Source organism: Roseburia yibonii (assembly GCF_014297335.1).
GTDB lineage: Bacteria > Bacillota > Clostridia > Lachnospirales > Lachnospiraceae > Roseburia_D > Roseburia_D yibonii.
The window spans coordinates 106,166-124,264 of sequence record NZ_JACOQH010000003.1 but is presented as its reverse complement, the minus strand read 5'-3'; the positions used below and the strand labels follow the sequence as shown (position 1 = coordinate 124,264).

General features: G+C 48.7%; 22 protein-coding genes. 20 read left to right on the top strand and 2 right to left on the bottom strand.

What is annotated here, in order from left to right; all coding sequences use genetic code 11:
• Window positions 1–12 precede the first annotated feature (12 nt).
• The gene (locus H8Z76_RS05505) at window positions 13–1,065 is read left to right on the top strand and encodes a D-alanine--D-alanine ligase family protein (RefSeq protein ID WP_186981899.1); all 1,053 of its coding nucleotides are present in this window, start codon (window positions 13–15) and stop codon (window positions 1,063–1,065) included.
• Window positions 1,066–1,080: 15 nt separating this feature from the next.
• Window positions 1,081–2,484, top strand: coding sequence for a UDP-N-acetylmuramoyl-tripeptide--D-alanyl-D-alanine ligase (locus H8Z76_RS05500; RefSeq protein WP_186981898.1), 1,404 nt, complete (start codon window positions 1,081–1,083; stop codon window positions 2,482–2,484).
• On the opposite strand, the gene H8Z76_RS05495 is transcribed toward H8Z76_RS05500, so the two are convergent.
• Window positions 2,444–3,187, bottom strand: a complete 744-nt coding sequence (locus H8Z76_RS05495) for a lysophospholipid acyltransferase family protein (protein WP_186981897.1) — start codon at window positions 3,185–3,187, stop codon at window positions 2,444–2,446. The genes H8Z76_RS05500 and H8Z76_RS05495 overlap by 41 nt on opposite strands.
• 143 nt (window positions 3,188–3,330) lie before the next feature.
• On the opposite strand from H8Z76_RS05495, the gene H8Z76_RS05490 reads away from it, so the two are divergent.
• The 5 genes from H8Z76_RS05490 (at window position 3,331) to H8Z76_RS05470 (ending at window position 8,462) form a co-directional block, all read left to right on the top strand.
• The gene (locus H8Z76_RS05490) at window positions 3,331–3,753 is read left to right on the top strand and encodes a protease complex subunit PrcB family protein (protein WP_022515428.1); all 423 of its coding nucleotides are present in this window, start codon (window positions 3,331–3,333) and stop codon (window positions 3,751–3,753) included.
• Between the two features lie 91 nt (window positions 3,754–3,844).
• The gene (locus H8Z76_RS05485) at window positions 3,845–4,087 is read left to right on the top strand and encodes a Veg family protein (protein ID WP_022515427.1); all 243 of its coding nucleotides are present in this window, start codon (window positions 3,845–3,847) and stop codon (window positions 4,085–4,087) included.
• A gap of 64 nt (window positions 4,088–4,151) precedes the next feature.
• Window positions 4,152–5,711, top strand: a complete 1,560-nt coding sequence (locus tag H8Z76_RS05480; protein WP_186981896.1) for a DUF3794 and LysM peptidoglycan-binding domain-containing protein — start codon at window positions 4,152–4,154, stop codon at window positions 5,709–5,711.
• Between the two features lie 95 nt (window positions 5,712–5,806).
• Window positions 5,807–7,072, top strand: a complete 1,266-nt coding sequence (locus H8Z76_RS05475) for a hypothetical protein (RefSeq protein WP_186981895.1) — start codon at window positions 5,807–5,809, stop codon at window positions 7,070–7,072.
• Between the two features lie 40 nt (window positions 7,073–7,112).
• Complete coding sequence (locus H8Z76_RS05470) at window positions 7,113–8,462, top strand: C40 family peptidase (RefSeq protein ID WP_243240444.1); 1,350 nt, start codon at window positions 7,113–7,115, stop codon at window positions 8,460–8,462.
• Window positions 8,463–8,483: 21 nt separating this feature from the next.
• On the opposite strand, the gene H8Z76_RS05465 is transcribed toward H8Z76_RS05470, so the two are convergent.
• Window positions 8,484–8,981, bottom strand: a complete 498-nt coding sequence (locus tag H8Z76_RS05465) for a DNA-deoxyinosine glycosylase (RefSeq protein ID WP_186981894.1) — start codon at window positions 8,979–8,981, stop codon at window positions 8,484–8,486.
• Window positions 8,982–9,110: 129 nt separating this feature from the next.
• Between H8Z76_RS05465 and H8Z76_RS05460 the strand changes: the two genes are divergently transcribed.
• From H8Z76_RS05460 to H8Z76_RS05400, 13 genes are all read left to right on the top strand, one after another.
• Window positions 9,111–9,551 carry a GatB/YqeY domain-containing protein gene (locus tag H8Z76_RS05460; RefSeq protein WP_186981893.1) on the top strand — a complete coding sequence of 147 codons (441 nt, stop codon included), beginning with the start codon at window positions 9,111–9,113 and terminating at the stop codon, window positions 9,549–9,551.
• 12 nt (window positions 9,552–9,563) lie between these two features.
• Entirely contained in the window at window positions 9,564–10,229 is a 666-nt protein-coding gene (locus H8Z76_RS05455; protein WP_022515421.1) for a SurA N-terminal domain-containing protein, read from the top strand.
• A 36-nt stretch (window positions 10,230–10,265) separates the two neighbouring features.
• Complete coding sequence (locus H8Z76_RS05450; protein WP_022515420.1) at window positions 10,266–11,141, top strand: methionyl aminopeptidase; 876 nt, start codon at window positions 10,266–10,268, stop codon at window positions 11,139–11,141.
• 80 nt (window positions 11,142–11,221) lie between these two features.
• Complete coding sequence (locus H8Z76_RS05445; RefSeq protein WP_186981892.1) at window positions 11,222–12,088, top strand: delta-lactam-biosynthetic de-N-acetylase; 867 nt, start codon at window positions 11,222–11,224, stop codon at window positions 12,086–12,088.
• A gap of 92 nt (window positions 12,089–12,180) precedes the next feature.
• A complete protein-coding gene (gene sdaAB / locus H8Z76_RS05440) occupies window positions 12,181–12,846 on the top strand; it encodes an L-serine ammonia-lyase, iron-sulfur-dependent subunit beta (RefSeq protein ID WP_147618231.1) in 666 nt (221 codons plus the stop codon).
• A complete protein-coding gene (gene sdaAA / locus H8Z76_RS05435; protein ID WP_147618232.1) occupies window positions 12,846–13,712 on the top strand; it encodes an L-serine ammonia-lyase, iron-sulfur-dependent, subunit alpha in 867 nt (288 codons plus the stop codon). The genes sdaAB and sdaAA overlap by 1 nt, the downstream gene beginning before the upstream one ends.
• A gap of 17 nt (window positions 13,713–13,729) precedes the next feature.
• Entirely contained in the window at window positions 13,730–14,206 is a 477-nt protein-coding gene (gene ybaK, locus H8Z76_RS05430) for a Cys-tRNA(Pro) deacylase (RefSeq protein WP_186981891.1), read from the top strand.
• Between the two features lie 62 nt (window positions 14,207–14,268).
• Window positions 14,269–14,847 (top strand): HdeD family acid-resistance protein, encoded by a 579-nt coding sequence (locus H8Z76_RS05425; protein ID WP_186981890.1) that lies wholly within the window; start codon window positions 14,269–14,271, stop codon window positions 14,845–14,847.
• 21 nt (window positions 14,848–14,868) lie between these two features.
• Window positions 14,869–15,099, top strand: a complete 231-nt coding sequence (locus H8Z76_RS05420) for a hypothetical protein (protein WP_022515415.1) — start codon at window positions 14,869–14,871, stop codon at window positions 15,097–15,099.
• 22 nt (window positions 15,100–15,121) lie between these two features.
• The gene (locus tag H8Z76_RS05415; RefSeq protein ID WP_147618235.1) at window positions 15,122–16,087 is read left to right on the top strand and encodes an SseB family protein; all 966 of its coding nucleotides are present in this window, start codon (window positions 15,122–15,124) and stop codon (window positions 16,085–16,087) included.
• Window position 16,088: 1 nt separating this feature from the next.
• Entirely contained in the window at window positions 16,089–17,297 is a 1,209-nt protein-coding gene (locus tag H8Z76_RS05410; protein ID WP_186981889.1) for a CgeB family protein, read from the top strand.
• Entirely contained in the window at window positions 17,294–17,626 is a 333-nt protein-coding gene (locus tag H8Z76_RS05405) for a hypothetical protein (protein WP_022515412.1), read from the top strand. Before H8Z76_RS05410 ends, H8Z76_RS05405 begins: the two co-directional genes overlap by 4 nt.
• 30 nt (window positions 17,627–17,656) lie before the next feature.
• The gene (locus tag H8Z76_RS05400) at window positions 17,657–17,890 is read left to right on the top strand and encodes a hypothetical protein (protein ID WP_186981888.1); all 234 of its coding nucleotides are present in this window, start codon (window positions 17,657–17,659) and stop codon (window positions 17,888–17,890) included.
• The last annotated feature ends 209 nt before the right edge of the window (window positions 17,891–18,099 follow it).

The window sequence follows — 18,099 nt, the reverse complement described above, 5'->3', positions numbered from 1 at the left end:
GAGATATCAGGCATGAAGATAGTTGTTTTAGCAGGCGGACTCAGCACAGAAAGAGACGTTTCGTTTGTGACAGGAAACATGGTCAGCAAGGCATTACGCGCAAAAGGACATCAGGTTATTTTGCTGGATGTATTTATGGGATATAGCAATAAGAAAGAAGATCTGGACGGGATTTTTGACCGTTCCGAGGAAGTGAGCGTCAAGGTGGAGGGCATTCCTGAGACAGCCCCGGACATTGCAAAGGTAAAGGCAATGCGTGAGGACAAATCAGACGCGTTTTTCGGTCCGAATGTCATAGAGATGTGTCAGATGGCGGACATCGTATTTATGGCGCTTCACGGAGAAAACGGAGAGAACGGAAAAGTGCAGGCAGCGCTGGATCTGTTTGGCGTAAAATATACGGGAACCGGATACTTCAGCAGTGCGGTGGCAATGAACAAAGCCGTGACAAAGCTGTACTTTGAGGTGAACGATATCCCGACTCCGCACGGCATCACATTAAAGAAAGCGGACCGCGCGACGGCATTTGAAGAGACCGGACTTACCCTTCCTTGTGTGGTAAAACCATGCAGCGGCGGATCCAGCATCGGTGTTTCCATTGCGGATACCAAAGAAGCATATGAGAAAGCGTTGGAAGAAGCATTCCGTTACGAAGAAGAAGTTGTGATCGAAGACTACATCAAGGGCAGAGAGTTTTCGGTTGGCGTCATCGACGGCAAGGCACTGCCGGTCATTGAGATCGCGCCGAAGCAGGGATTTTATGATTTCGTAAATAAATACAAGGCGGGAAGTACGGTAGAGACCTGCCCGGCAGAACTTTCCGAAGAAGTGACCAAAAAAATGCAGTATTACGCAGAACGTGCGGCAGAAGTGATCGGGCTTGACACCTACTCCCGCATGGATTTTCTGATGGACGCGGACGAGAATCTGTTCTGTCTTGAGGCGAATACACTTCCGGGAATGACACCTACCAGCCTGGTTCCGCAGGAAGCGGCGGCGATCGGCGTGAATTTTGAGGATCTGTGCGAACAGCTGATCCGGGTTTCCATGAAAAAATACCAGTAGAGGATAATACGATCGATGAAAAATATGACATTGGAAAATATCGAAAAGGCGTGCGGCGGCAGATACATTGGAACGGAAGCTGAAAAAAAGACGGAAGTCCTTGGTGTTGTCATTGACAGCAGACAGGTGGAGTCCGGCTATCTGTTTGTCGCAATCCCGGGAGAAAAAGTCGATGGGCACAAGTTTATCCCGGATGTCTTTGCAAAAGGCGCGGCAGCAGTTTTGTCGGAGCAGCAGTTAGAGGATCCGGCGGGACCTTATATTCTTGTGGAGAGCACAACAAAGGCACTGCGCGATCTGGCGGAGTATTACCGGAAATCGCTGGATATCAAGGTCGTCGGGATCACCGGAAGTGTCGGTAAGACCAGCACGAAAGAGATGATCGCATCCGTGCTTTCCGAGAAATACAGGGTCTTAAAGACCGAAGGAAATTACAACAACGAGATCGGACTTCCGCTCACAATCTTTAAGATCCGCGCGGAACATGAGGTGGCAGTCCTTGAGATGGGCATTTCCGAGTTTGGGGAGATGCACCGCCTTGCGACCATGGCGAACCCGGATATCTGTGTGATCACAAATATCGGACTTTGCCATCTGGAAAACTTAAAGACCAGAGATGGGATCTTAAAAGCGAAGACCGAGTCCTTTGCGCATCTGAAAAAAGACGGGATCGCGATCTTAAACGGAGATGACGACAAGCTCTCAACGATCCGTCAGGTCGGCGACAAAGAGCCGGTCTTTTATGGCATGGAAGAAAAGATGGAATACCGGGAAGACGCGAAAAAGTCGGTATACGCGACCGGGGTGGAAAACCTCGGACTGTATGGCATGCAGGCGCGGATACATACACCGGAGGGCGAGCGGGATGTGCGCATTCCGATCCCGGGCGAACACAATGTATACAATGCGCTCGCGGCAACTGCAGTCGGACTTTCCCTCGGGCTTTCCCTCGATCAGATCAGTTCCGGCATCTTAAAGGCAAAGACCATCGGCGGAAGGACGAATCTGTTAAACACCGGAAGCATGACAGTCATCGACGACTGCTACAATGCCAACCCGGTTTCCATGAAAGCGTCGATCGATGTCCTTGCGACTGCGGAAGGAAGAAAGATCGCGGTTCTCGGAGATATGGGAGAACTGGGTGAAAACGAAAAAAAACTCCACTACGAGGTAGGGGAGTATCTTGCAAAGAAAGAAATCGATGTCTTATTCTGCGCAGGAGAACTTTCCGAAGAGATCGCAAAAGCGGCTCAAAAAGAAAGTAAGACCTGCGAAGTATATTATTTTAAGACGAGGGATGCTCTCTTGGAGCAGCTTCTGCCGTTCTTAAAAAAGGGAGACACGGTTTTGGTCAAGGCCTCCCATTTTATGGAATATCCTAAGATTGTGAAAGCACTGACTGATTGTCAGCAAGCATAGTTTCAACCTTTTTCTGGACGATGGAGGCAAGATGCTTGCGGTCGTCCTTTGAGAGGTCTTCCATCAGAATCGGTTCCCCGTACTGTAAAACGACATGTGTTGATTTTACGCGGGGAAAATGATTTTCTAAAATATCAGCAGAACCGGTGATCGCCATTGGAACAATGGGGCAGCCGGTTTTTTCTGCGATCTTTAAGCTGCCCGCTTTAAACGGTAACAGCAGATCTTCGCCGGTGTTTCTGGTCCCTTCCGGGAAAATGCACATGGAAACGCCGTCTTTTACATAGTCAATTCCCTGCAAAATCGTCTTTAATCCCTGTTTGATATCCTTGCGGTCCAAAAACAGGCAGTAGAGACGTTTCATCCAGATGTTTAAAAGAGGTACCTTTCCGAGGGTGTCCTTGGAAATATAGCCGGTAAGCCCCGGGCATCTGGCATAGGTGATGATAATATCAAAATAGCTTCGGTGATTGCATACATAAAGAACTGCCTTATCCTTTGGTACATTCTCCTCGCCCTTTACGGTGAGTTTTACGCCGCAGATGAAACAGATGACGCGAAATGCCCACTGCACCATGCGCAGGGAACTGATGTCAGCTGCGTGCCGGTTGAATTTTCGGATGATCCATTCAACGATCAGTACGGGAATACCAAGGATCAGATAGCAGACTGCAAAAAGCAGCGCGAGAATTGTTCGAATCATAATAAGCCTTCCTTTAAAAAAATAGTTTTTTTCATTATACAATAGGAAACCGAGGAAGTACATCTCTTTTTCCGGGAGAAAACGGAATAAGAAACGCGAAAACGGCATAAAATGTAATAAGGAAATTATGGGAAGTTTTAGAATTGCGCAATTTGATAACAGGAAAATGCCGGTTACTGATACTTCTTGCCGGTCTTTTATGCCTGCTCTGCGGCTGTGCCGTGCGGGAGGAGAAGACGCAGAAGGTAAAAGATCTTTCGTATACGATCGTGGATGAGGAGGACATTCCGCAGGCGCTGCTTGATACGATCGAAGAAAAGAAAGCGGCGGAGTGCAAGCTCACTTATGAGACAGACGACGCGCTTTATGTGGTTCATGGCTATGGAGAGCAGGAGACCGGCGGTTACAGTATAGCGGTAAAGGAGTTTTATCTGACCGGAAATGCGGTCTGTATCGATACGGAACTGATCGGACCCGCAGGAAATGAACATCCGGCAAAGAGCCCGAGTTTCCCATATATTGTATTGAAGACGGAGCGTCAGAACAAGAACGTGATATTTGAGTGAAAAATATTTTGATATTCAAAATATTTAACTTGACAAAGTTTTAACGCAATGCTATACTAAAGCAAGGGTAAACTAGGGAGGGATGTTAATTATGCAGCAATCAGATATTAGCAAAGTACGGTCATCCATACATCAGCGTTGTGGCAACAAGGTTATGATTCAGTTAGACAGGGGAAGAAATAAAGTTGATGTACAGGAAGGCGTGATCCAGAAGGCATATGCGAGCGTTTTTACCATTCTGGTAAATGACGAGAACGAGGCGAATCCGCCGCAGCTGTTGTCCTTCAGTTACACCGATGTGATTACAAGAGATATCAGAATGAAATTATGCTAAACGAGCATAAAGCTCTTCTGTTCCGAATAAGATGTGATAGATATTCGGAACAGGAGGGCTTTTTTTGGTATTAAAGAAAAAATACATACACAGAAATCAGGAAAAGGGGCAGGCGGTGAGCCAGCTGACACTTGATGATGATTTTAATATTTCCGACCATAAACCGGATGTGGTCAAAGTGATCCAGGATAAGGGAGAGATCCGGCTTGAGGAAGTGCGGGTGAGTGACGGTCATGTGTGGGTGAAGGGGACGCTTGAGTTTGCCATCCTTTATAAAAGTGACCAGTCCCAGATGCGGATCGCGTCGCTTACCGGAAGCATACCGTTTCAGGAGAATCTTGGCATGGATCAGGTGACCGAAACGGATACGGTAAAGATCCATACACAGATCGAGGATCTTTCCATCGGGATCATCAATTCCAGAAAATTAAATATCCGTGCACTGGTATTTCTGCGGGCATCTGCGGAGACGATCGGAGATGAGGCGGTTGCCTATGATATTGAGGAGGAAGAGGCGGTTGAGAAAAATGTGAGCAGCAGGGAAGTGCTTTCGCTTATCATGGCAAAACGGGATAACTGCAGGTTCAAACAGGAGATCACGCTGCCGTCCAACAAGCCGAATGTGTCGGAACTCTTATGGAAAAATGTGCAGATCCGCTGTCTGGATACCCGCCTGAAAGAGGGAAAAATAGAAGTCACCGGGGAAGTGTTGGTCTTTGTCATCTATAACGGCGTGGAAGAGGAAGAAAAACTGCAGTGGATGGAGACGGCGCTTCCGCTGCGCGCGGACGTGGAATGCGCGCTCCCGGAAGAGGAGCTGATCGCGCAGATACAGGTGAACCCGGGACTGATGGAACTGATCGTGAAGCCGGACTACGACGGGGAAGAGCGTATGCTTGCGCTGGATCTTACGCTTGATCTTGACATTCATGTCTGGAGAGAGGAGCCGGTGGAGGTGCTGGAGGATCTGTATTCGTTAAAGAAGAATCTGATCCCGGAATACGAAGAGGGAACACTCGAAAAGCTGCTGATGAAAAACAATACCAAATGCAGAGTGGAAGAACGGATGGAGATCCCCAGAGAAGAGGGAAATATCCTTCAGATCTGTTCGTGCAGCGGAAAGGCGGCGGTTGAGAACAGCCGCGTCACGGAAAACGGTGTGGAAGTGGAGGGCACGTTACAGGTGCAGATCCTTTTTGTCACAGCGGAGGATGCTTCTCCGATCGGCGCGTGGGAAACGCTCCTTCCGTTCCGGCAGCTGATCGAGGCGGATGGGATCACAAGTGACACCAGAACAGAACTCGAATGCTGCGTGGAACAGCTTTCCGCGATCCTTTTAGATGGCGGCAATGTGGAGATCAAAGCGACGGTAGATCTCAATCTGATCGCATTCTTTAAGCAGCATATCAAGATATTAAAAGAGGTGAAAGAAGAAGAACTGAACCTGGATGTCTTGCAGAAACGGCCGGGGATTACCGGATATATCGTAAAAGAGGGCGATTCCATGTGGAATATCGCAAAAGAGAACCATACGACTGTGCAAAATATCATAGATACGAACGAACTGAGTGGAACACAGATGAAAACAGGCGAAAAATTGCTGATCGTAAAGGCAGTATCATAGGTAAAATTGACGAAAAATCTTGCTGACGCCGGGAAAGTTTGATATGATTAGGAAAGAAGTTATGAAATGTAAACAAAAAAGGAGTTTTTAAGAACATGTCAAACGAATTTGAAAACAATAACGATGGAGGAGAAGACAACCAGAATCCATATTATCAGGATTATGGGGCTCCGTCACAGGGGAGCGGGCAGCAGGAAAACAATACCGATCCGTACCAGAACGCAGGAAACCAGGACTATAGCAACCCGTATCAGAGCGGACAGCAGGATTACAGCAATCCATATCAGAGCGGACAGCAGACGTACGGCGGTTACAACCCATATGGAAATGTTCCGTTAGATAAAAAGGGACAGCCGTTAAAGAACCGGTTTGGAATGAAACTGACATTCAGTATTCTTGAGATGATCAGCGGAAACCTGATTTCACTGATCTGCGGTATCATTGCCTGCGTGTTTACCTGCAAGGCAAATACCGCTTATAAAGAAGGAAAATGGGAAGAATTTAAATCTAACGCAAAAATATCAAATATCTTTTTGTGGATCGGTCTTGGCGTTTGCCTTGCGTTTTATGTGATTGTAATTATACTGATCGCGGCAGTCGGTCTGTCAGTCCTTCCGTTTATAGGATCCGGCAGCTCCGGTTCGTCGGCGACAAGCGGTTCCTATGATTATTATGATGAACAGGATTATAACTATTACGATGACACAGACGATTACGACGACGAAGATGATGATGCGGATGAGGAAGAAACCGAAGATTACGCGGATGACTGGGAGGAAGAGGATACCGAAGACGCAGATACAGGTTATGCATCAGCAGGCGTTACAGCCGGAAGCGGTTATACCGATCCGACGGTTACCATAAACGGCGCAACCGTTACTTTCCCGTTAAGCTATGCGGATTTCGTGGCAGAGACCGGTCTTACCATGGATGCGGATGAAACAGGAGACATCGTCAGCGCGGACGGATATGACAATTACGATATCACAAATGCTTATGACAGCGAAGGAAATGATGTGTGCAGCATCTGGCTTTATAATATGAGCGGTTCCGATCTTGCGATGGAAGACTGCTATGTTGCGGGGATCATCGCGTACAATGACGGATATTCTACGGCACCGGATCTTGTGATGCAAAACGGCATTACCTTTGCGTCAACACAGGATGAAGTCAGAACAGCGCTTGGAGAACCGAGCAATACCTATTCGGATACTTACAGTGACGGGTCTCTTTATGAAAGCTGGAACTGGGACTACGCGGATCCGGATTCCGATTATTTTGATGAGGTACAGATTGAGTTCGTAGACGGTGTGATCACCAAGATCGAAGTTGACAACGCGACTTTGCCGGCAGGACAGTAAAAACAGTTCCGTTAAGAATGAAAAAGAAAGAAGCAGATATATGAGCAGAAATACAAAAGATTTAAAGTCCGGGGAGAAAATATGTATGCACAGGAAAGTCGTAGCAGCATGTATGGCAGGAATACTTATGAGTCTTAGTGTTGTGCCGGTATCTGCTTCTACGCTTTCCAAGGCGAAAAACGCGAAAACGGAAGCGGAGAGCGATTTAAACAGCCAGAATGAAAAAATAAGCAGCCTGCAGAACGAACAGGCGCAGTTACAGAGTGAGATGAACTCTCTGGACGCGCAGCTTTCCGAGGTACTTGTCAATATCCAGATCCTTTCGGATGAGATCACGCAGAAGCAGGCTGAGCTGGAGGATGTCGCAAACCAGCTGGTGCAGGCACAGCAGAATGAGCAGACCGAATACGAAGATATGAAGCTGCGCATTCAGTACATGTATGAAAACGGAGACAGCACGATGTTACAGAGCCTGTTAGAATCCAAAGACATCTCAGACTTTGTGAACCGGGCGGAATATGTCAATTCCGTGTATTCCTATGACAGAAATCTGCTGATACAGTATCAGCAGACGGTACAGCAGGTGGCAGATCTCCAGATCCAGGTGCAGGGAGAAGAGGCGGAACTTGAGGAGATCCAGGAAAGCTATGAGGAGCAGGAGACACAGCTTCAGACCGTGATCGCCGAAAAGCAGTCACAGATGTCTGATTTCGATACGCAGCTTGCCAACGCGAAGAATCTTGCGGCACAGTATGCGGCAACGATCGAGCAGCAAAATGAGATTATCCGTCAGGAACAGGAGCGTCAGGCGGCAGAAGCAGCAGCGGCAGCCGCGGCGGCAAAGAAAAAGACCGACAGCGCGAAAACAGACAGTACGACGACGGTTGCGTCCACAGGTACGGATACGGCGAACACGACATCCCAGACGGACAGTAGCAGTGATTCCCAAACCGGAAAGACGCAGGACAGTTCCTCCGGTACGGACAGTGGAAGTACATCTTCCGGCAGCGGGAAAAATCCGGGTTATAAAACCGGAGTCAGTGGAAGCGATGTGGCGTCCTACGCGCTTCAGTTCGTGGGAAATCCGTATGTCAGCGGAGGGACAAGCCTTACGGATGGCGCAGACTGTTCCGGATATGTCATGAGCGTTTACGCGCATTTCGGAGTCAGTCTTCCGCACAGTTCCGCGGCGCTCGCCGGATGCGGACAGGAAGTAAGTTATGGGAATATCCAGCCGGGAGATATTGTGTGCTATACCGGACATGTGGCGATCTACATCGGCGGAGGCCAGATCGTAAATGCCAGCAGCTCCAAGCCGTACCCGGTCGGAGGGATCAAGACCAACAGCGCGACCTACCGGACGATCACAACGGTACGTCGTGTGCTTTAAAAGAAGAAAAAGATCACAGATCTAAAGATACTGCAGGATGACATTCCAGTTGTCCTGCAGTTTTTCTATGGAAAAAGCGGCATTGGCAGGACTGGTTGACGGGAGTTTTGCGGCAGGAAAACCGGTTGCCGGAAAGATGTATTTCTGATAGAGGCGGTGCGCGGTCGCGCCGTTCGCGAATACGGCAGAGATCGGCGCGGAAGACAGGATGCGTCCGATATCAGCGGGGATCACATTGCGGATACTGCTGTCGGAAGAACCGATGATGTCACAGCTTGCGATCACATCCCATACGGCAATGTGGTGACGGAGCAGAAATGCCTGTTTCTCCGGGATGGAGACCGGGCAGTCATCCGAAAGCAGCAAAGCGAGCAGCTTCCAGAAGCGGTTCTGCGGGTGTCCGTAATAAAATTGCTGTTCCCTGGATTTGACGGACGGAAAGCTTCCGAGGATCAGGATGCGCGAAGTCTCATCAAAGACAGGGGAAAAGGTGTGTGTGACGTGTTCATAAGTTTCCATGGCAAAAATCCTTTCCTGAAAAATAGCAAACAGATACTTTCTCTCATTTTAATCTTTTCTCCTGCCCTTGTCAAAAACGGAAACTGGCGTATAATAGTAATAGATTGTTTTTCAGGAGGAAGAGCTATTATGCAGATGGAAACATTACAAAAAGATATGATCGCCGCAATGAAGGCGAAAGATAAAGTGAGAAAAGAAGCGATTTCATCACTGGTGTCAGCGGTAAAGAAAAATGCCATTGACGCAGGATGCCGGGATGACATAAAAGAAGATCTGGTGGACCGCACGGTATTAAAAGAGTTAAATACCGTAAAGGAGCAGCTTGATACCTGCCCGGCGGACAGAACCGATTTGAAGGAACAGTATCAGGCAAGATATGACATTATCAGCGAGTATGCGCCGAAGCTGATGTCAGCGGAAGAAGTGGAAAAAGTGCTGACCGAGGAATTCGCTGATGTGATCGCCAGCGGAAACAAGGGGCAGATCATGAAAGAAGTTATGCCGAAGCTGCGCGGCAAGGCAGACGGTAAGGTGATCAATCAGATCGTTGCAAAACTCTGCGCGAAGTAAAAGAGGATTTACATGCAAAAAGCGAAGAAAATGCTGACAGGTTCTGTTTTAGCCCTGATCATTGTGTTTTTTATGGTGTTTTACACCGACAGCCACAAGATGCTCGTCTATGGGGAAAACTTAGATGAGACGGCGGTGACGGTGGATGGAGAAGCACTCTCTTTGGAGGATATCGCGTTTTATGTTGCCTATGAGGAGACGATGATCGAGAAACAGGCGGAAATTTACTCGCTTTCCGACGCGGATGCCTACTGGAAACAGTATGTCGGCGGGGAAAATGTGAAAGAGGCGGGAAAGCAGGCAGTCCTTGATATGGCAGTGCATGATGAGATCTTTTACTGCATGGCAAAAGAAGAAGGGCTGGAGCTTTCGCCGGAGGAAAACGCGGCGCTGGTAAGCAAAGAGGGAGATTTCTGGGCGGATCTGACCGAAGAGCAGAAAGAACGTCTCGGCGTGACCGAACAGAAGATATCGGATACGATGTTTCGTCTGGCGCTGGCGGAAAAATATCAGACGGTACTTACAGAGCGCAACAGCTTTGATGAGGAAGACCATACCTATGAAAGCTACGGTGTGTCCGGCAGTAATTATAAAAAGATCTTGGAGGATCATACCTATTCGGTCAATGAAAAGGTGTGGGACAAGATTGATTTTGGAAATGTTATTGTAGAACGTTAGAAACCAGTAAACTACGCAAACAGAAAGAGTGAAAATATGTCATTTAAAATTGGAAGAAATGATCCATGCTGGTGTGGCAGCGGAAAAAAATATAAGGTGTGCCATGAGCAGTTTGATGAAAAAATTGAAAAGTTCCGCAGCGAAGGCCATATCGTGCCGCCGCACGAGATCATCAAAAAGCCGGATGAGATCGCCGGAATCAAAGAGAGCGCGAAGATCAACATTGCGGTACTCGATTATATCGGCGAGCACATCAAAGAGGGTATGAGCACCGAGGAAATCGACAAGATGGTATACGAGCGTACCACTGCCATGGGAGGAATCCCGGCACCGTTACATTATCAGGGATTTCCAAAGAGCGTGTGTACCTCCATCAATGATCAGGTGTGCCACGGCATCCCGTCAGAGAACGAGATCTTAAAAGACGGTGATATCATCAACGTGGATGTATCCACGATCTTAAACGGATATTTTTCAGATTCATCCAGAATGTTCTGTATCGGAAATGTCAGTGAGGAAAAAAGAAAGCTGGTCCAGGTCACAAAAGAGTGTGTGGAGATCGGCTTAAAAGAAGTAAAACCGTGGCATTTTCTCGGAGATATGGGGCAGGCAGTGCATGACCACGCGTTTGCCAATGGCTATACCGTAGTCCGGGAGATCGGCGGTCACGGCATCGGACTGGAATTCCACGAGGATCCATGGGTAAGCTATAACTCCAAAAAGGGACAGGAGATGCTCATGGTTCCGGGCATGATCTTTACGATCGAGCCGATGGTAAACATGGGAAGACCGGATATCTATATCGATTCCGAGAATGACTGGACAGTTTACACCGAGGACGGAAAACCGTCCGCACAGTGGGAGATCCAGGTGCTTGTCACCGAAGACGGCGCAGAGGTCATTTCCTACTAGGCGTTTTTTAAGAAACAAAGTGAGGAATAAAAGCTGTTTTCTTCTATATAAATAGAGTAAGAAGATTTTTCTGGAGCAGTATGGAACAAAAAAGAGAGGAAAGCAGATGGAAAAAGGGCGGTCGTATCCTTCTTGCCGCAGCCATGATATTTCTGGCGGGCAGGGGAGCGGCCGCTCTTTTTACGCAGTGGACAACGACAGCGAATATCGCGTCTGCCGTGGATAACTGGGGACTTGGCTTTGGAGCGGAAGGAGAAAAGCCGACCGGAAATGTGAGCGCGGAGGAGTTAAAGCAGTATGACACCTATTATGTGGGTGACGGGGACGATAAAGTCATCTACCTCACGTTTGACTGCGGATATGAGAACGGCAATACGCCAAAGATCCTTGAGGCATTAAAAAAGCATCAGGTAAAAGCAACATTTTTTGTGGTAGGGCATTTTCTGGAGAGCAGTCCGGATCTGGTAAAGCAGATGGTGGCGGACGGACACACGGTCGGAAATCACACCTATCATCACCCGGATATGTCGGCGATCTCCGATCAGGCATCGTTTGGAAAAGAGATCGGGGATGTGGAAGCAAAGTACAAAGAGATCACCGGGCAGGAGATGACGAAATATTACCGTCCACCGCAGGGAAAATACAGCACGGAAAACTTAAAGATGGCGCAGGATTTCGGCTATCACACGTTTTTCTGGAGCCTTGCCTATGTGGACTGGTATGCGGACAATCAGCCGACGCCGGAGCAGGCGTATGAGAAGCTGCTCGGACGGATCCATCCGGGGGCGATCGTTTTGCTCCACAATACATCCGATACCAACGGAAATATCCTAGACGAACTGCTGACGAAATGGGAGAATATGGGCTATCATTTTGGAACGCTCTCCGAGCTGTGGGAAAGTGGAAATAACGAGGCAGTCACGGCAGATACCGAGTCCGCGCAGTAAAGCAAAAAAGCAGATTTACATTCTTTTTGTAACATAGTATGATGTAGATTAGAAGTTTTGGGGCATGCTACAAAGGAAAAGGAGGAAGGGCTATGAACATCATGGACATCATTGGACCGGTCATGGTCGGACCGTCGAGTTCCCATACGGCGGGCGCGGTAAAGATCGGGCAGATATCGAGAAAGCTTTTGGCGGAACCGGTACAGCAGGCAGAAATCTGTTTTCACGGTTCCTTCCTTGCAACCGGAAAAGGACACGGCACAGACCGGGCGCTCGTTGCCGGGCTGCTTGGTCTTGCGGTGGATGATGAAAATATCCCGAACAGCTTTGCGATCGCGGCGGAGAGAAACCTAACGTTTTCCATTCACGGGATCGATCTTGGTGACGCGCATCCGAATACGGTAAAAATGAAGCTGACCGGAGAGAGTGGGAGAACGCTTGAGATCGTGGCGGCATCCATCGGCGGAGGGCAGATCCGCATCTGTGAGATCGACGGTCTGACCGCGAATTTCTGCGGAGAGTATCCGACGCTTATCGTCCATAACCTGGATCAGCCGGGACATGTTACCGAGGTGACGTCCATGCTCGCGCATAAATCTGTGAATATCGCGACGATGCAGCTTTATCGTGACAGCCGTGGCGGAAACGCGGTTATGGTCATCGAGTGTGACCAGGAGGTGCCGCAGGAAGCCATCCGGTGGCTGGAACATTTAGAGGGGATCGAAAAAGTAACTTATCTTAGCCTGGAGGAATCATAATGTATAGATCACTGGAAGAAATTTGCGAAGCGGCAGAGGGCAGCAGTTTTTACGAGGCGGTTCTGGCGGATGACTGCAAAGAGCGCGGGATCAAAGAGGTGGAATCCAAAGCGCAGATGCGCGCCATGTATGAGGCAATGAAACAGGCGGACGCCGGTTACGAGGCAAAAAGGGTATCCGCAAGCGGACTTGCCGGAACAGACGGAGAAAAACTGGCGCAGGCGAGGGCACAAAAGAAGCTGATCTGTGGAGATCTGATCGGACTTGTCATGGAAAAAGCGGTAAAAATGGGCGAGTCCAATGCCTGTATGAAGCGGATCGTGGCAGCACCGACCGCAGGCTCCTGTGGCGTGCTTCCGGCGGTTCTGCTCTCACTCGAGGAGATGGAGCATTATCCGACGGAACAGCTGGTTGAGGCACTTTATGTGGCGGCAGGTATCGGCGGTGTGATCGCGGACCGCGCGTTCATTGCCGGAGCGGCAGGAGGCTGTCAGGCGGAGATCGGTTCCGCGTCTGCCATGGCGGCGGGGGCCGTGACCTGGCTTCGCGGCGGAGACGCAGTGCAGATCATCCACGCGGCGGCGCTGGCATTAAAAAGTCTGCTTGGACTTGCCTGTGATCCGGTGGCAGGTCTGGTAGAAGTGCCGTGCATCAAAAGAAACGTGATCGGTGCGGTCAACGCGCTTACGGCATCCGATCTGGCGATGGCTGGGATCTTAAGCCGGATCCCGCCGGACGAAGTGATCGACGCGATGCGGAATATCGGAAGAAGTATGCCTTCCTGTCTGAAAGAGACCGGGGAGGGCGGACTGGCGGTGACGCCGACTGGCATGCAGATCAAAGAGAAAATGCCGAATTTTATGTAGGAAAAAGAGGACAAAAGATGGGAAAAGAAGCGAAAACAAATGCGATGCGCCTTTTGGAGCGCAATAAAATACCATATGAAGTATTAAATTATGAGTGTGATGAATTTATCGACGGACTTCACACGGCGGAGGCGACCGGAGCGCCGGTGGAGCAGAGTTTTAAAACGCTGGTGATGCAGGGAAAGAGCGGACAGTTTTATGTCTATGTGGTTCCGATCGCGGATGAGGTGAACTTAAAAGCGGCGGCAAAAGCAGTCGGTGAGAAGTCCGTGGAAATGATCCATGTTAAAGATATCACAAAGATCACGGGATATGTCCGCGGGGGATGCAGCCCGCTTGGAATGAAAAAAGCGTTCCATACCATCGTGCATCAGTCGGCGGCACAGTACGATAAGATCTACATCAGCGGGGGAAGGATCGGGACAAGCATCGCGCTCTCGCCGGAAGATCTGATGAAAGTCATCGATGGCGCGTACGCGGACATAATTCAATAGCTTTTACAGGAAGAAAGTGCTATAATTTTATTTAGGACTCTAGCAGAGAAAGGAGTATTTCTATGAAGGAAATCTTAAAGAAAATTAAGGCGGATACCATACTGTCAGCAGTGCTCTGCATCATACTCGGAGTGGTTCTGCTGCTTTATACGGAACAGATGACCGATCTGCTCTGCAAGCTGCTCGCGGCTGTACTCATTGTCATGGGCGTTGCGCACATGATCATCTATTTTACGGATCGTATGGGAAATAAATTCAGACTGATCGGAGGAGTCGTTGTCCTTTTGCTCGGCGTGTGGATCTTTATCAATCCACGGATCATCATCAACCTGATCCCGGCGATCATCGGAGCGATCCTGTTTTTACACGGAGTGGAGGATCTGTGCCTTGCGATCCAGGCAAAGCAGGCGGAAGGTTCGGCATGGATCTCCTGTCTGATCCTTGCGATCGTAAATCTCGCGATCGGCATTCTTTTGATCGTAAAGGCGTTTGAGGCGGCACAGATCGCGTTCAAACTGATTGGGATCGCACTTATTTATGACGGAATATCCGATATCTGGATCGTATCGAGAGCGGTGAAAGCAGCAAAACAGATGGAGCAGGATTTAAACGCGATCGATACCGAGGGAAAAGAACTCTAAAACTAAGGAAAGTGATTTTGTATGCGCAGAATGGAATTTAAGATGGAACGTACCGGGTTATTAAAGATCGGAGATGTACTTCCGGTGACGGAGGGCAAACTTCCGAATTCCTATTATTACAACCTGGGAAATTCCTTTGCAATGTCTGCAAATTATAAATTTTCGGAACGGCTGAAGTCCAAAGAAGGAAAAGTGGTCAATGTCGAAGAGACCCCGAAGGGATTCTTTGTGACAGTCGAATTCGATGAATAAACACGATAAAGGAGAACATAACATGGATCATACCAATGCGGCGAAGATGCCGGACAATACAAAACTCGAGGAAGTACTGGAAGCATATGCGAAAGAGCAGAACAAGGACAATCTGTCTGCGGTTTTAAACGGTCTGCGCTATGCGCATCTGTTTGTCCCGGCAGTTTTTCCGGAAGGAACGGATCTTACCTTCTTAAAAGAAGCAAAACAGGGAGAGAGGATCGCGATCCCGCAGGGGATCACACCGCTTCCGAGCATTTTAAAGAACAATAAGGAAGAACAGTATCTTCCGCTGTATACAAGAAAAGAAGAAATTCCAAAAGACCAGAAATTCCATACGATTCTGGAAGTCACCTTCCGTGGAAGTTATATGACCGTATTAAAGGAGGGATCCAAGCTCGAAGGGCTGGCGTTGAATCCGTTCCATGAAAATGTACTGGTGAAGAAGGCACTGCTCGAAAAATTAAAGGCGCAGGACGACAAGATGCTTGAAAACAAGAAGGTTGTAAAGCTGAATGCTGCCCAGTATCATGCACTGGTACGCAGAAATATGGAGCTTAAGACGATCCCGCATATGCTTTTTACCGATGGAGACAAATTCACCAGAGATCTGTGCGAAGGAAAAGAAGCGTTCGTCTGCGAGCTTTACCGCAGCGCGTTCCCGAAAGAACCGGGTGCGCCGTACGAAACGTCTGACTTTGATTTTATGGCGCTCAATGTGCGCGAGGATCTGCTTCTGATCCGCGTGGATCTTCCGGAAAAAGGACTGGTTCCGGGTCTGTGCCACAGAGTGTACCTTGCATGGAATGAACAGGCGAAAAAAGCATATTATTTTACGATCGAGCAGACACCAAAGAAAGAAGAACGCGCGATGGGACGTGTGGACGAGAGCGGAAAGCGCATCGACTGCGGAGCAGCACCGGTGGAAGGGGCTGAGATCCAGCGCATCCTAGATCTGATCGATGAGGAGAAGACAGAGACAAACTGATATGAAAAAGATTCTGATCTATCGCTGGAATTCCTATAATGATCTGGATATCGAGCAGACGTTCCGCCGCCTGGGTTATGAGGTGGACAGTGTGGAGCGCAGGGAAAAGACGTATGACAGGGATCTGGAATTTGAGCGGATCCTGACAGAGAAGATCACGCAGAACGTATATGAGTTTTTCTTTACGATGAATTATTTTCCGGCGATCTCGAATCTCTGTGAGCGGATGAAGCTTCGCTATGTCTGCTGGACCTGCGACAATCCGCTGATCGGAATGTACGACCGGTCGGTATTTCATGACTGCAACCGGATCTTTACCTTTGACCGGAGCAATTATCTGGAATTTAAGGCAAGAGGTGTGCGCCATATTTATCGTCTGCCGCTTGCGGTGAACACGGACCGGCTGGATGAACTGCTTGTAGACAAAAAAGCGGGCTATCAGGATGATATTTCATTTGTGGGGAGCCTGTATACGGACCGTAATGCCTATGATGACATGAAGGACACGTTCCCGGAGCAGTTAAGGGGATATCTGGACGGTGTCATACAGGCGCGTCTTGTGGTGCCGGATCATCAGATCATCGATGATATGCTGACACCGGATATTTTGGAACAGATCGAGGAGAATTATCATCTGGAAAAATCAGAGGATTCGTTTTCGGATCTTGCGCTGATATTTTCCACAACCGTACTCGGATTTAAGATCGCTTCCGTGGCACGGACACAGGCACTGATCGCGCTTTCCAAAAAGTATGCGGTATCGGTGTATAACAAAGAGAAGAACAGCGGACTGCTCCGCGTCAGTACGAAAGGACCGGTGGATTACTGGCAGGAAATGCCGGCGGTCTTTGCGGGAAGCAGGATCAATCTGAACTTTACGATCCCCAATATCAAGATGGGGCTTCCGTTACGCGTGTTTGACGTGCTCGGGGCAGGAGGTTTTCTGCTTACAAACTTTCAGCCGGAACTGCCGCAGTATTTTGAAAACGGCAAAGATCTGGTCTGGTTTACCAGCGAACGGGAACTAATCGAGAAAGCGGGCTACTACCTTGCGCATGAAAAAGAGCGGGAGCGGATCGCGAGAAACGGATGGGAGAAGGTACGGCGTTTCCATACATATATGCAGCGGATCACGCAGATGTTAGACATCCTCGAGCGGGACGGAAAATGTCATATCGATGAAAAAGAAAAGGAAGGGGAGCTTTTATGAAAGCACAGGAATTTACTGAGACCTATAAGACGCAGTTTTCGGAATATTGTCCCTGCATCATCACTGCGGCGGGGGATGTGATCGAATGCGCGGACGGGCATACAAAAGCATTGGAAGAACTGTTTCATACGGAATGCCCGGGGGAAGAACTGCCGCAGGACGTCATGCCGATGCAGTACCTGATCGTCCGCACGAAAACGGTCGTTGTTGACTATGAAAACCAGGTTTACAGTGAGGCACTGACCGGGGAACAGAAGGAAGCGCTTCGTGTCCTCGCGGATGCGGGCATGATCACGATCCATCTGGGCGATATTCACGGAAAATATTAGACAAACGGAAGAAATGGAGTACGAGAACATATGATAAACCCTACAAAATTATTCCAGGTCAAAAATGCCTGGGATATTTTTTCGGCAAACCATCCGAAGTTTTCAAAGTTTTTGCAGGCTGCGGGTAAGCACGGGATCGGAGAGGGATCGGTTCTGGAAGTGAGCATCACGAATGCGTCCGGAGAGACGATTACATCCAATCTGAAACTGACCGCATCGGATATGCAGCTGTTTGAGTCCTTAAAGGGGCTTGCGGGGAAGTAGAAGCAACAATAAGAATAGCAGGAAAAATAAGACACCATATGCGAAACAAAACAGGTTTCGTATGTGGTGTTTTTTGTACTAGCAACGAGGAAAATGAATGCTATGCTTGCATGGGCATTCATTTGACGACTGCTGATCAGAGCGGAATGCGCAGAGCGTATTTCGTCTCTGTCTTCCCACAGGGCTGCAAGAAGATTGAATGGAGCTGT